General features: G+C 71.3%; 10 protein-coding genes and 1 pseudogene. 4 read left to right on the plus strand and 7 right to left on the minus strand.

What is annotated here, in order from left to right:
• Nucleotides 1-190 precede the first annotated feature (190 nt).
• From AB0A95_RS03530 to AB0A95_RS03540, 3 genes and pseudogenes are all read right to left on the minus strand, one after another.
• Nucleotides 191-705: pseudogene (locus AB0A95_RS03530) on the minus strand (low temperature requirement protein A); the annotation flags it as partial.
• A 59-nt stretch (nucleotides 706-764) separates the two neighbouring features.
• Entirely contained in the window at nucleotides 765-1,331 is a 567-nt protein-coding gene (locus tag AB0A95_RS03535) for a TetR family transcriptional regulator C-terminal domain-containing protein (RefSeq protein ID WP_357553984.1), read from the minus strand.
• Between the two features lie 65 nt (nucleotides 1,332-1,396).
• Complete coding sequence (locus tag AB0A95_RS03540; protein ID WP_357553985.1) at nucleotides 1,397-3,799, minus strand: PEP/pyruvate-binding domain-containing protein; 2,403 nt, start codon at nucleotides 3,797-3,799, stop codon at nucleotides 1,397-1,399.
• A gap of 132 nt (nucleotides 3,800-3,931) precedes the next feature.
• Here AB0A95_RS03540 and AB0A95_RS03545 point away from each other — a divergent pair, with 132 nt between their 5' ends.
• From AB0A95_RS03545 to AB0A95_RS03555, 3 genes are all read left to right on the plus strand, one after another.
• On the plus strand, nucleotides 3,932-4,570 hold the full coding sequence (locus AB0A95_RS03545) for a M23 family metallopeptidase (RefSeq protein ID WP_357553986.1): 639 nt from the start codon (nucleotides 3,932-3,934) through the stop codon (nucleotides 4,568-4,570).
• Nucleotides 4,571-4,644: 74 nt separating this feature from the next.
• Entirely contained in the window at nucleotides 4,645-4,875 is a 231-nt protein-coding gene (locus tag AB0A95_RS03550; RefSeq protein WP_184183641.1) for a DUF2188 domain-containing protein, read from the plus strand.
• 179 nt (nucleotides 4,876-5,054) lie between these two features.
• The gene (locus tag AB0A95_RS03555; protein WP_357553987.1) at nucleotides 5,055-8,066 is read left to right on the plus strand and encodes a fibronectin type III domain-containing protein; all 3,012 of its coding nucleotides are present in this window, start codon (nucleotides 5,055-5,057) and stop codon (nucleotides 8,064-8,066) included.
• 111 nt (nucleotides 8,067-8,177) lie between these two features.
• Here the strand turns inward: AB0A95_RS03555 and AB0A95_RS03560 are convergent, their stop codons facing one another.
• From AB0A95_RS03560 to AB0A95_RS03575, 4 genes are all read right to left on the minus strand, one after another.
• On the minus strand, nucleotides 8,178-9,101 hold the full coding sequence (locus AB0A95_RS03560) for a hypothetical protein (protein ID WP_357553988.1): 924 nt from the start codon (nucleotides 9,099-9,101) through the stop codon (nucleotides 8,178-8,180).
• Between the two features lie 76 nt (nucleotides 9,102-9,177).
• Nucleotides 9,178-9,723, minus strand: coding sequence for a hypothetical protein (locus AB0A95_RS03565; RefSeq protein WP_357553989.1), 546 nt, complete (start codon nucleotides 9,721-9,723; stop codon nucleotides 9,178-9,180).
• Nucleotides 9,724-9,853: 130 nt separating this feature from the next.
• Complete coding sequence (locus tag AB0A95_RS03570; RefSeq protein ID WP_357553990.1) at nucleotides 9,854-10,876, minus strand: DUF4331 family protein; 1,023 nt, start codon at nucleotides 10,874-10,876, stop codon at nucleotides 9,854-9,856.
• A gap of 152 nt (nucleotides 10,877-11,028) precedes the next feature.
• Complete coding sequence (locus tag AB0A95_RS03575) at nucleotides 11,029-12,282, minus strand: family 16 glycosylhydrolase (protein ID WP_357553991.1); 1,254 nt, start codon at nucleotides 12,280-12,282, stop codon at nucleotides 11,029-11,031.
• A 316-nt stretch (nucleotides 12,283-12,598) separates the two neighbouring features.
• Between AB0A95_RS03575 and AB0A95_RS03580 the strand changes: the two genes are divergently transcribed.
• Nucleotides 12,599-12,997 (plus strand): hypothetical protein, encoded by a 399-nt coding sequence (locus tag AB0A95_RS03580; RefSeq protein WP_357553992.1) that lies wholly within the window; start codon nucleotides 12,599-12,601, stop codon nucleotides 12,995-12,997.

Consider the following 12,997-nt stretch of genomic DNA (forward strand, 5'->3'; position numbering starts at 1 on the left):
CAGCGGCAGGTGCGCCAGCGTGTACGCGTCCGACGCCAACTGTTGGCGACGCCGGGAGCGCGGCGAGGCCGAGGTCAGCACCTTCGCCGCGGCCGGTGCGACGCCCACGAAGTAGAGCCACCACAGGCAGACGGTCGCTGGCGGCGGTGGCGGTCCGGCCGCCGCCGTAGTCGACGAGGAACGCCACTGTCCGCAGCACGGTCTGCGCGGTCCCGCCGAGGATGGCGCCCACCAGCAGCGGGACCCAGGCGAGCGTGGTGGGCACGGCGAAGCGCAGGGTCTGCCGGCGGTACCGCGGGTTGTCGGACGAGGAGTAGGTCATCAGGCCGAGGTGCAGCCCGCGGACCACGATGTAGGCGATGGCCAGTGTGAGCGGTGGGCTCAGCGCGCCGTCGTGGCGCTGCCACGACTGCGGGATCACCAGCGCGGCCACGAAGATGGCGGCCATCGCCGCGAGCATCCCGGCCAGCACCGGGCCGTTGTCCGCACGGACCTGATTGGCCAGGCGTAGCAGCTCCACGCGTACCAGAACCAGAGCAGGAGCAGGAGCCCCTGGTAGAGGGTGAGCGGCCCCAGCGACTCCGCCATGAAGTCGATGAGCCGTGTCAGCGCGAACACCAGAACCAGGTCGAAGAAGATCTCGAAGGTGGTGGCCCGGTGTGCCTCCTCGACCAGCATCGGCCGGGACCGGTGGACGCGGCTCATCCGCTCATCCTGGTCTGTTTCGCACCTCGTCGGAGGCCAACGGCCCGGCTCCGGCGGAATCAGTCGAAGAGCAGGTCGAGGTGGGCGTCCAGCGCGCCCAGCGCCTGCTCGGCGGTGTACTGCCCACCCAGCAGGTAGACACCGAGACCTTCCATCAGCGCCAGCAGGCCGGCCGCAGCGGCGGCACCGTGGCCCTCGGGCAGGACACCGGCGATGAAGCCGGTGAACTGCGCGGTGTCCTCGTGCAGGCGGGGCTCGGCCGACGGTCGCACCGCCGTGTAGGCGAGGAACGCCAGCGCCACCCGCCCGTCGTCGCGGGTCCGGTCGTCCAGGGGTAACAGCGCGGCGAGCATCGTGCGCAGCAGCAGCCGGGGCGGCGGGCTCTCGCCCAGTCGCGCCACCGCCTCGGTGATCCGGAGCTGGCTGCGCTCCCGCACCACACTCAACGCGAACGCCATCATCTCGTCCTTGGTGCGGAAGTAGTGCTGGACCATCCCGGCGGACACCCCGGCCGCGGCGGCCACGTGGCGCAGGCTGACCGCCTCCAGGCCCTGCTCCGCGGCGATCCGCATCAGCGCGTCCGCGATGAGGGTGCGTCGCTCCCGGTGATCGACCTTCTTGGGCATGGCCTCGATCGTTTCACAGTGGGTGACCGTCGGTCATTGTCGTCCTTCCCGGTAGGTGCCGACGGTCAGTGCGGCGTGACGGTTCCGGCGCCACCGTCCACGGTGACGAGCTGTCCCGTGGTGAGCGTCCGGGTGGCGTCCGGCACGCAGATGACCGCGGGGATGCCGTACTCCCGGGCCACCGTCGGGCCGTGCGCCATGATCGCGCCGGTCTCGGTGACCACCGCCGCGGCGGTGAGGAACAGCGGGGTCCAGCCCGGGTCGGTGGTCGCGGCGACCAGGACGTCCCCGGGTTCGACGTGGGCGGTGGCCGGGTCGTGGACGACCCGGGCGGGGCCGGTCACCCGGCCCGCCGACGCGCCCACGCCGACGAGTGTCCCGTCGCCGGTGGGCGCCGCCGGCAGGATGGTCTCGACGTCGGTGCCGTCGGAGAACAGCGCCACCGGCACGCTGCGGCGGCGCAGCTCCCGGCGGTGCACGGCCCGTCGGGCGGTGACGGTGCCGCGCAGGTCAACACCCTGGTGTACGAGGGTGTGCACCTCGTCGAGGGTCAGGAACATGATGTCGTCGGGCTGGTCCAACAACCCGCTGCCGTGCAGGTCGGCGCCGATGAGCAGCAGTTGGCGGCGGGTTTCGCGCAGTGGGTACAGCCCGGCGAACTTGCCGGCCTCGCGCAGGCCGGCCAGGGACCGCGCCCGGCGCAGCAGGAACCCGGCGATGGCGCCGCGCACCGGCCGCCGGCGGCGGGCTCGCCCGACCAGCTCCTCCAACGCCGCCTCGGCTGCCGCGCTGGCCCGCTGGAAGCGCCTGTCGGGGCCCTGCTGTGGGTCGGTGACCCGCAGGTAGTTGGCGACCGCGGCGAAGACCGGTGTCGGATCCTCCGCCCAGCGCGGCACGCCGAGGTCGACCTCGGCGATGCCCCGGTGACCGTAGACGTCCAGGAAGGCGGTCATGCCGATGTCGGGCAGCGTGCCGCGCAGGTGGCGCGCTGCCAACTCGGCCGGCGGGGTGTCGAGGAGGAGGTGGCGGTGCTCGCCAGCGCCCTGGGCGAGCCGCCACAGGGCCAGGTCCATCTCGATGGTGACGTTGTGCGGCATGCCACCCAGCACGGCGTGGATCTCGTCCGGGCCGGCGACTCCCTTGAGCAGGGTGGTCGGCAGCGCGGCGGCGAGCATCCCCGCGACGATCGGCCACATGATCGCGTCGGCGCTGTCGTCGGCGTCGCTCGCCCGCACGAAGCGCAGCCGGTCGGCGGCGGTCCGCAGGTCGGCGGGGGCGGCCGAGCGTACTCTGAGCTGCTCGATCGCCGCGAACATCCGCATCCGCGCGGCCTCGGGACGGGCCAGAGCCCGCAGGATCCCCACCACCGCGCGGCCGGCGGTGCGCAGCGACGCGGCGCCCTGCGCCCGGCCGCGCGTGGTGCGGGCTCCGCTCGGTGCGAACCGGGGATCCGCCAGAACGTGCCGCATCACCGCCTGGGCGCGCGGGCCGAAGTCGACAGCCAGGAGCTTCACCAGTCGCCTGCGGGCCGAGGGGTCCCGTGCCAGGTCGGTCAGGTCGCCGTAGAGTCGACCGCCGATGTCGACGATCTCGACGCGGACGCCGAGCGCGGCGAGCATCGCGGCGATCTGCGTCCGCAGGGTCGACATGCCCATCGGCGTGACCGGTCGCAGCATGCCCTGGACGTGACCGAACTCCAGGTAGACGCGGGGAAGGGGCTTCTGCGTCTCCGGTGGGAGGGGGAACAGGCTGGTGATCGGCCGGGACTGGAGAAGCCACCGGACACCGTCGCTGTCGATCGCCCACTCCACGTCCTGTGGGCAGCCGAAGTGGGCCTGCAACCGTTCGCCCATGGCGCGCAGGTCGGCCAGGTGCGCCGACGTCAGGCAGCCCGTGTCGTCGCGCGCGACGCCGTCGAGGACGTAGTGGTCCACCTGTGCCGCGCCGTCCACCACGAGCGTGCCGAGGCCCGCGGCGGCGTCGACGGCCATCTCGTCGCGGCGGCCGGTCAGCGGGTTCGCGGTGAACAGCACCCCGGCGACCGTGGGCGTGACCATGCGTTGCACGACGACGGCCATGCGTACCGTCTGGTGCTCGATCTCGCGCGCGTCGCGGTACGCCCTCGCGCGCTCGCTGTGCAGCGACTCCCAGCACTTCTCGATGGCGGCGACCAGCTCGGCGGTGCCCGTGACGTCGAGGACGGTGTCCTGCTGCCCGGCGAAGCTCGCGTCCGGCAGGTCCTCCGCCGTGGCACTGGAGCGCACCGCCACCGGGCCCGCCCCGAGTCGTTCGTACGCGGCGACGACCTCGGCCGTGGGGATGACGCCGAGCCGGTGCGCCTCGGCGGTGACGCAGAAGCCGTCGGGCACCCGCTCGCCGCACCGGATCAACTCGCCCAGCCCGGCCGCCTTGCCACCGACCAGGTCGACCAGGTCGGCGCTCGCCTCGGACAACGCGATCACCAGCATGGGAGCCTTCTCTCTTTGCAATGCACTCGTATTGCTTCCTACCGTAGCGCCTATACGATGCAACTGCAATGTCACCCGGCGGCGGTGTGACCGGCCGGTGAGGCGTTGTCGGCGTCTGTCATCCTCGGGACGGTGACGACCGGCAACCCGACCACAGCCCGCTCCCGCCGCCGCGCCATCCGCGTCCTCGTCGCCGTCGGCGCGGCGGCGGCCGTCCTCGGTCTCGCGCTCGTCGTCGTGCCGATGTTGCGACCGGCGGGGCCGCGCCCGCTCTTCCAGTTGCCGGTCACCTGCGGCGAGACGTGGCAACTCGGCACCTACCCCGGTCACGACGACTACGACGTCGACCTGTTCCCCATCGAGGGGGAGGCGTGGGGACGGCCGGTGCTCGCGTCCTACGGCGGCACTGTCACCGAGGCGGGCATCAACGGGTCGCTGGGCGGCCGTACCCCGGAGAACCCGGAGGGCCCTCGCGGGCGCGGCGGCGGCTACTGGGTGAAGATCGACCACGGCGGCAAGTGGGAGACGCAGTACCTGCACATGCTCGAACCGCCACTTGTCGAGGTCGGGCAGCAGGTCGCCCAGGGTGATCAGCTCGGGCTGGTCGGCAGCACCGGCAACTCCGGCGCACCGCACCTGCACTACGAGCAGCGGCGCGGCTGGGAGAAGGTCGAGACCCACTTCGACGGGGAGCCGTCGGGCATCACCACCGACGAGCGCGAGTACACGGTCCAGCGCACGAGCGGCAACTGCCGCCCCGGCGTCTCCTGAGGACTGCGGTTTGTCCGACCCGGTTCGGGGCACTGATATCCGAGGAACACTTCGGACGCAGGGAGGAGCCGGCCATGGTCAAGGGTGACGTCGACACGTACCACGAGGACGGGCAGTGGAAGAACAAGGCCGAGGGCAACGAGCGGGCCAGCAGCACGCATGACGTGAAGGCCGACGCGCAGGCCCAGGGCCGGGAGATGGCGGCCGACCGCGGCGTCGAACACGTGGTCAAGAAGCAGGACGGCACGATCGGGGAGAAGAACACCTACCCCCGCAGCCGCGACCCCCGCGACATCGAGGGCTGACACCCTCCCACCGCACTCGCGCCGGCCCCGTCGACTCCGCGTCGGCGGGGCCGGCGCGATTTCGCGCCGACGGCACCCCGCGAGCGCGCCCTGGGCTCCTGTTGCATCGAGATATCGGGTCGCCTACGCCTATTGTCCGATAAAGTCCTAATTGGGACTGGAGTGGGTGCGGGAATGAGGTGGGCATTGTGGTACCGAGCCGGCACGGGTCAGCACTTGTCGCGCTGGTGCTCGCCCTGACCGTCGGTGCCGTGGTGCTCGCGCCCCGACCGGCGGCGGCGGTCGGGTCGGTCCTGTTCGACCAGCCATTCCACAACAACACCGCGAACGGCATCGGCGCGGTGGCGGTGCCCGCCGTCCCGACCGCTGGCGCCAGCAACGTCGCCTGCCTCAGCGCGGCCGGCAACTCGACCACCGGCCCGTTGCTGAGTTGCACCACGTCCACCGATCCGCAGGGCGCGGGCAAGCTGCGCCTCACCCCGGCCGTCGCGAACCGGCAGGGCGGGGTGTTCGGTGCGGTGAGCGTGCCCACCTCCCAGGGGTTGCACGTCACCTTCAACACCTATCAGTACGGCGGCATCAGCACCGGAGCGGACGGTCTGGCGTTCGTGCTGGCCGCGGCCGACCCCGCCAACCCGCGGTCTCCGTCCATGCTCGGCCAGTCGGGCGGATCACTTGGCTACTCCGCGGCGTTCAACGGCGCCTCGTTGGGTCTGTCCAACGGCTACCTGGGCATCGGGCTGGACGTCTTCGGCAACTTCAGCAACAGCACCTACCAGGGCACCGGCTGTACCAACCCGCCGTACATCTCGACAACCAACACCCGGGTGCCCGGCCAGGTCGTGGTCCGTGGGCCGGGTCGCAACGGGGTCGGCTACTGCGCCATCAACAGCACCGCCACCACCACCTCGTCGCCTGCCGTGGCGTTGCGGGCCACCACCCGGGCCGCCTCGGTGGTGCCGGTCGAGGTGGTCGCCAACACCACCTCGTCGCCGTTCACCACCGACACCGGTATCGCCGTGCCGGCCGGGGAGTACCGGGTCCGGTTCACTCCGGTGGGTGGCACGGCCCGGACCCTGGCCGGCAGCCTCCCGGTCGTGCCGGCCGGCCTGTACCCGTCGCCGACGTGGCTGAACGCCAGTGGCTACCCCCGCCAACTCGCCTTCGGCTGGGTGGGCTCCACCGGCTCGGTCACCGACTTCCACGAGGTCGACAACGCCCGCGCGGTCAGCTTCGACCAGGTGCCGGACCTGAACGTGGCACAGACCAGCTCGGTCGGGGCCAGTCCGCAGCCCGGTGACCCCGTCACCTACTCGATCACCGCCGGGGTCGATTCCGGCGCGACCGAGACAGCGCCGATCTCGGTCACCCAGACCGTGCCCGCCGGAGTCGTGCCGCGGGCCGCCTACGGCACCGGCTGGGTCTGCGCCGCCCCGTCCGGACAGAGCATCACCTGCACCAACAGCAACGGCCCGTTCGCCGGCGGAAGCTCGCTGTCGCCCATCACCGTCGTCGCGACAGTGACCGGGACCCAGGTGACGCCGGCGCTGATCCAGACGACAACCGTGGCGACCTCGTCCTCGATCGACGCGAACCCGGGGTACTCCACCAGCACCACACCCGTGGTGCCGGCCACCGCACCGAGCGGCGTCACCGTCACCCCGGCGCAGAGCGCGATCTCCGGGGGCATCGCGGTCACCGTCGGCGGGAGCAACCTCACCGGCGCGACAGCGATCACCATCGGTACGACAGCCGAGCAGCAGGCCGGCACCTCGGTGCTGCTGGTGCCGTGCACGTCCGGCCCGGCCGCCGGCTGCTTCACCGTGAACCCCGACGGCACACTCGGCATCTCCGCCATGCCCGCCCGATCCAGCCCGGCGACTGTCACCGTCAGCGTCGTCACCCGGGGCGCCGCCGGCTCGGCGAGCTACGTCTACGCCGCCGCGCCGGGCACGCCGGTCGCGCCCACCGCTGTCGCGGGCGTCACCAGCGCAACTGTGAGTTGGACAGCGCCCGCGAGCAACGGCAGCCCGATCACCGGGTACCTGATCACGCCGATCCGGGACGGGGTCACCCAATCCACCCTCTCCTTCGACGCCTCCACCACCAGCCGTACGCTGACCGGGCTGACCGCCGGCGCGTCGTACGCCTTCCGGGTGGCGGCGGTCAACGCGTACGGCACCGGGACGGCGAGCCCGGCCTCGGCGGCGGTGGTCCCGTACACAGTGCCGGGCCCACCGACGATCACCTCGGCCACCGCCGGCACCAATGCCGCCACGCTGAGCTGGACCGCCCCGGCCAACGGCAGTTCACCGATCACCGGTTACACGGTGACGCCGTACCTCAACGGTGTGGCGCAGACGCCGCAGACCTTCGTCGGGACCGCCACCACCCAGATCGTCACCGGGTTGACCGGTGGCGCCACCTACACCTTCCGGGTGGCCGCGACCAACGCCGCCGGGACCGGCCCACAGTCGTCGCCCTCCGCGTCGGTGCCGGTCAACCCGTCGCCGACGCTGACGTTCGCGCCGCCCCCGCCCGGCCGGGCGTACGACCCGTACCAGTACCAGTTGACGGTGACCGGTGGCACGAGCCCCTTCGCCTGGTCGATCAGCGCCGGGAGCCTGCCCGCCGGGCTTGCCCTCGACCCGGTCACCGGCCTGCTCTCCGGCACGCCCACAGTGGCCGGCACGTTCGCGTTCACCGTGCGGGTGACCGACTCGTTCGACCAGACCGCGACCCGGCCGGTCGAACTGGTCATCAGCCCACTCGGCGGCCTCTCCATCAGCGTGCCGGCGATCTCCCCACTCGGGACCGTCACCTCGGATTCGACAGGCGTCTCGGGCCACCTCGGCCCGGTGACCGTGACCGACGATCGCGGGCCGTTCTCCGGAAACTGGGTCACCGTCGTCTCCAGCACGAACTTCACCACGGGCTCCGGCACGGGTGGCGAGACGATCCCCAACGGCAACATCACGTACGCCTCCGGGCCGGCCCTCGCCACGACCGGCGTCGGGACGTTCCTCCCGCAGCCGGGCGCGGTGTTGGACATGCCGCAGACAGCCGCCGCCTGGTCCGGTCCGGCCGGTGACCCGAACTCCGTCACCTGGAACCCCACGCTGTGGCTGGTCATCCCATCCGCGGTGGTGGTCGGCGACTACGTGGCAGTCGTGACGCACTCGGTCATCTAGGGTCCGCTGCACGCTTCGTGCGGACGAGGTGATGACACGTCGCTGCCCGGCCGTTCCTCGGGGGACGGCCGGGCAGGTCCGTGCGGTCGGTGCGAGTCGGGGCGGTGCGGGTCAGGCCAGCCGGGTGCGTTGCCGGCGGACGAGATACCAGCCGGCGAGGGCGATCAGCGCCAGCAGGGCGATCCCGCCCACCGCGTAGACCAACCACCTCGGCCCGGTGGGCGTCGCGACAGCCATCGGCGCCGCGACGGGCAGGCTGATCGTCCCGGTCGCGGTGCGTTCCACGGTGCCGCTGACGAGCGTCGCGTGCACGTCCCAGTTCCCCGCTGGCAGGGCCTGGTCGATCTCGACCCGGACCTGGCCGCTCTGGCCGGGCAGGATCGTCACACCGTTCGTCACAGTGAAGGGGCCGGCCTGCACCGCCTCCTTGCGCAACGTCGCGGTGCCGGTCATGTCCAGCGCGCGTTGGCCGGTGTTGGTGACCCTCGCCGTGACGACGGGAAACTCACCGGGCCCGGGTTCTGCCGCCAGCCCGTCGATGCGGAAGTCCGTCGGCGGCTCGCCGCCGGGACCGACGTCGAGGTAGACCCGGATGCCCACCCGGTGGATCTGTGTGACGTTGCCGGTGCGTTCCCTGGTGCTTGTCACCTGCGCCCAGATCGCGGCGTACCGCTCGCCCTTGGACGCCTTCCTCGGCACGGCGATCTCGACAGCTACCGGCCGCCGCTCGCCCGGGTCCAACTCCACGGTGGCGGTCTCCAGTCGAATCCACCCGCTGAGGTCGTTGCCCGCGCGCCCCTCGGGCACGGTGAAGGCGTTGTCCTCGATCGACGCCGCACCGGAGTAGAACTCGATCTTCTGCGTCTCACCCGAGGTGTTCCGCACCTCGACCCGGCGATTGATCGTCGTCCCGGGGTTGAGGTGGTCGACGATGTAGACCCGGGCCCGGGGATCCTGCGCCCGGCTGGCCGGGATGTCCACCATCCGGATGCTGATCGCGGCCTCGTCGGCGGGCTCCTGTCGCTGCTCCCGCACGGCAACGGCTGGCGCCGCCGAAACCCCGAGCGCCACGAGGGCGACCGAGGCCAGCAGGGCCAGCCGGCCGAGCGGCTCAGAACACCGAATGTGTCACCGTCCCCGTGTAGACACCCTCGACGGTGCCGTCCGGAATGTTCACCGACAGGGTGGGGTTCCAGCTCGCGAAGTTGTTGCCCGTGCCACCGGTGTGGGTCATCGCCGTCCGCGGCACGTTGATGACCACCTGCTGGGCCGAGGTGGGCTGACCCGGTGTGAAGGTGCCACCACCGGCGGTCCCCGTCGCGGGGCCGGACCAGTACAGGACGTTGATGGCCGGGATCGTCTCCCCGGCGGTGCCGCCTCCGGTGACGAAGTCGGTGGAGACGACGGTGGCGGTCCAGTTGGGGGTGAGCGACCCGCGCTGGTCCAGCACGGTGACCGGGCCGAGCTGACCGGTGACGGCGGAGCCCTCCACGCCGTGCCCGATGTTCGCCGTCGCCGGCACCGTGATCGACAGGCCGCCGGCGGCGTCGACGGTGAGGGTCACAATCGTCTCGCCAGTGGTGTCCGCGGCGGCCGGTCCGGCGAGCGCCACGACGGCGGCAATGCCGGCCAAGCCCGCGAGAAACTTTCTACGCATCGAGTCTCCTCTGTCCTGGAATCGCCCTTAGCGGCGGCTCGGAGCATATCTAGGACTAAAGCCCCATATCGGACGATCAGCGCGATCGTCACCCGCTCGCCAGCCGTCAGCCCGTGGGGGGGGTGGTCGGTCAGGCCGGCACCACGTACGGGAAGCTGGCGGCGCGGGCGGCCCTGGTGACGTCGGGAGTGAGGCCGGACGTGGTGCCCGTGTTGAGCACCAGGGAGAACATCACCTCGGGTGCGTTGTCGGCCATGCCGCGGCCGTTGCGGACCGCGAAGCCGTAGTTGGCCGCCGTGCCGACCTGGTAGGACAGCAGGTCGGGGTAGAGCTGTCGGGCGACGCTCCAGCCGTACGCCTGCGGGTCGGGGGCGGTGCCGTTCGCCTTGACGACGCCGGCGACGGCGGTGGCGATCTCCTCGCCGTCCTCGCTGAGGTCCTTGCTCGGGTGTCGGAAGTTGGCCGGGTCGGAGAAGTCGGTGTCGTGGGGCCAGAAGATCGGCCACATCATGGGGTGGCCGGCGCGGTTGATCTGCCGCCATCCACCGGCGTCGGTGGCCAGCATCGTGCGGCACCAGACGCCGATCTCGGTGCCGTCGCGCAGCAGCGGCTCGTCGTGGGAGACCTCCAGGGCTATCGACTCGACTGTCGTACCGGCGAAGCTGTTCTTGGCCTGGTCCACCCGCCACGCGGTGCGGTCGACAGGTGCGCCGTTCTGCACCGCGCCGTTGATGGTGGCGAGTTCGTCGAGGTCGACATAGAACGGGTCGGTGATCCGCCCGGCCCAGGCCCGGACGTTGCCGCCGGTCGACACCTCGCCGGTGTGCCCCTCGGCGATGGGTGTGCCCATCGCGGCGTCGTCGCGGGCGTCGGCGCCGGCAAGCTCGTACGCCTGGAAGGTCTGCCTGCCGTTGCCGTCCGGCTCACCGAAGGCGAATCGGTAGGTCAGCCCCTCCATCTCCGCGCCGTTGAAGTGGATCTTGATCTCGTAGCGCGCCTCGGCGTGGAAGCCGCGCTTGATGTCGGCCTTCGTCACCGAACTGTTGACGTCCATGACGAACACCGTGGCGCGGTCGCCGTCGAAAACGTAGAGATCGTCGATGTAGAGCTGACCGCCCTGGGCGGCGAGGGGGGTGTCGAGATGGTGCGACATGAGCTGGCTCCCGAAATGCCGGATTCTTGACGTATCCGAACATAGCGGGGCGTTCGGCGGTCTTTGTCCTATCGAGCCAAACCCGGGTCGCGGACGGTGGCGGGCCGCCCGGAATCGCTGCCGGGCGGCCCCACCCGCTCGTGCCGGCGTCGTCAGACGCGGGACCACTTCTGGTTGGCGGCGCCGAGGCAGTCCCACAGGTGCAGCTTGCCGCCGTTGTTGGGATTGGCCTCCCGCACGTCCACGCACCTGTTGGCATTGAGGTTGACCAGGTCGCCGGCGGCGTTGAGGGTGAAGCGCTGCGCGGTGTTGCCGTTGCAGCTGACCAGGTTGACCTCGGTGCCGTTCGCGGTGCCGGCCCAGGCGGGGTCCATGCACTTGCCCATCGCGCGGACCGTCCCGTCGGAGGCGAAGGTCCAGGCTTGGGCCGCTGTCGTGTTGCAGTCCCAGATCTGCAACTTGGCGCCCTCGACCGGGTTGGCGCTGGGGATGTCGATGCACCGCCCGCTCTGCGCGCCCCTGATCCGGCTGGTGCCCGGTGCCGGGTCGCCGCCCCCGGGGGTGTAGCTGGAGACCCGGACGTAGTCGACGAGCATCTGCTGCGGGAACTGCGTGGAGCCGTCCGGGTACCCGGGCCAGTTGCCGCCCACCGCCACGTTGAGGATCATGAAGAAGGGGTGGTCGTACACCCAGCGGTTGCCGCCGAGTCGCGCGGGATCGACCCGGTGGTACTGGACCCCGTCCAGGTACCAGGTGATCACGTTCGGTTCCCAGTCCACGCGGTAGGTGTGGAAGTCGTCGGCGAGCGGCGCCCCGATGGTGCGGCTGCCGGTGATGCCGCCACCGCCGGAGTAGCCGGGCCCGTGCACGGTGCCGTACACGGTGTTGGGCTCCCGGCCGATGTTCTCCATGATGTCGATCTCGCCGGCGTCGGGCCACCCGCCGCCGGTGCCGAGCATCCAGAACGCCGGCCAGATGCCCTGGCCGCGCGGAATCTTGATCCGGGCCTCGAACCTGCCGTAGGTCTGGGTGAAGGTCGCCGCCGAGAGCAGCCGCGCCGACGTGTACTCGCAGCGCCCGTAGTGGCACTGGTAGTTGGCGGGATTGTCCCGGCGGGCCGTGATGACCAGGTTGCCCTGGCCGTCATGCACGGCGTTGCTGGTGCTGTTGGTGTAGTACTGCCGCTCGTTGTTGCCCCAACCGCTGCCGCCGATGTCGAAGCGCCACTTGTTCTGGTCGACGGGCGTGCCGGCCGGGGAGTTGAACTCGTCCTGCCAGCTGATCGGGCCGATGGCGGCCTCGGCACGGTCGGGGTGTGCCGGGACGAGCGCGCCGACGGTCGCGACCAGGGCGACCGCCAGGAGTACGAGGGGACGGGAGCGGAGGCTGGGGCGGGCTGTGAACACGGGAGGCTCCTCGGCGGGGGAGTGGCGGAGGCTGCGCGGCGACAGGACGGAGAGCGCTCTCCAGACAGAAGCATGTCGATATCGCGACTTTCTGTCAAGAGTGTTTCCAATAAGCCCGCACCGCTCCCCGGTGTGCCGCCGGAGTGGCCCGGCCGGGCAGCCCGCACGGCGCGGACGGGTGTTACTCGATAGCTGTCGAATCGACCCTTCCTATTGCCGTGGGGCGTCCACCCGGGACAGGATGACGAGGCGTGCCGGAAACCTCCTCGTAACCCGCGCGCTGCTGGTCTCTGTCACAAGGAAGTGGGAGTCAGTTATGAGCGACGCGTCGACGGCGCTGGGTGTGCGCCTCTACCCGGATCTGGTCGAGCGGGGTGGTCTGGCCCCCGCGCTCGTCGAAACCGGCGCCCGCCAGGGGCTCGATCTGGGCCGGGTCACCGCCCCGGAGCAGGGGCGCGGCCGGTTCACCTGCGCCGAGCTGCACTCCGACCAGGGCGTGGTCTGCGTGAAGCTGGGCTCGCAGGCCCGCTACTTCATGATCGACCTGCGGGTTTCGGGCGAGGTGCTGGCACGTGGCGACGTGATGGACCTGCTCCAGGTCGCCAAGGTGGCCGCGGCCTGGCGGGCCGGGCTGACGGTCGCCGAACTCACCGCCCGGTTCCCGTTCATGGAGGAGATCACGCGCCGCTCGGCGCCCGTGGCCCAGGTCAGCTAG

The organism is Micromonospora sp. NPDC049230, assembly GCF_040647875.1.
Taxonomy (GTDB): domain Bacteria; phylum Actinomycetota; class Actinomycetes; order Mycobacteriales; family Micromonosporaceae; genus Micromonospora.

Excerpts from the sequence above, each read along its gene's own strand:
- AB0A95_RS03535 (WP_357553984.1), bottom strand. The coding sequence starts at position 1,331 with ATGCCCAAGAAGGTCGATCACCGGGAGCGACGCACCCTCATCGCGGAC.
- AB0A95_RS03540 (WP_357553985.1), bottom strand. The coding sequence starts at position 3,799 with ATGCTGGTGATCGCGTTGTCCGAGGCGAGCGCCGACCTGGTCGACCTG.
- AB0A95_RS03550 (WP_184183641.1), top strand. The coding sequence starts at position 4,645 with ATGGTCAAGGGTGACGTCGACACGTACCACGAGGACGGGCAGTGGAAG.
- AB0A95_RS03565 (WP_357553989.1), bottom strand. The coding sequence starts at position 9,723 with ATGCGTAGAAAGTTTCTCGCGGGCTTGGCCGGCATTGCCGCCGTCGTG.
- AB0A95_RS03570 (WP_357553990.1), bottom strand. The coding sequence starts at position 10,876 with ATGTCGCACCATCTCGACACCCCCCTCGCCGCCCAGGGCGGTCAGCTC.
- AB0A95_RS03580 (WP_357553992.1), top strand. The coding sequence starts at position 12,599 with ATGAGCGACGCGTCGACGGCGCTGGGTGTGCGCCTCTACCCGGATCTG.